Genomic DNA, 276 nt, shown 5'->3' with positions numbered 1-276 from the left:
GACCGCGTCACGCACTCTGAAACCGGAAGAGCCAGAAAAATACGAAACACATCACCGCAGGTCACGGTAGGTATTTGCGGGTCATTTCGTAATCTCGTAAACGAAAAGAACAAAACTACGAAACACAGAAACATACGTTGAGCAGCGTAAATGGTTTTCGTTTCGTAATTTTTCCACTTTTTGAAGAAAATCTAAATAAGAAGAGACACCCTGATTGCGATTGTGTCCCGTGTCACATAGCTGCAACCCCTGCAGCGTGCCCTCAACGAGGACGCT

The 276-nt window shown here is 45.7% G+C and carries 1 protein-coding gene; it reads right to left on the bottom strand.

The window, feature by feature from the left end; genetic code table 11:
- Positions 1–81 precede the first annotated feature (81 nt).
- Positions 82–276, bottom strand: a 195-nt coding sequence (locus HMPREF2757_RS12000; RefSeq protein WP_218079072.1) for a hypothetical protein, incomplete at its 5' end; no start/stop codon positions are given.

The sequence above is a fragment of the Brevibacterium sp. HMSC063G07 genome (assembly GCF_001810665.1).
Classification (GTDB): Bacteria; Actinomycetota; Actinomycetes; order Actinomycetales; family Brevibacteriaceae; genus Brevibacterium.
This window is presented reverse-complemented; position numbering and strand designations above follow the sequence as displayed.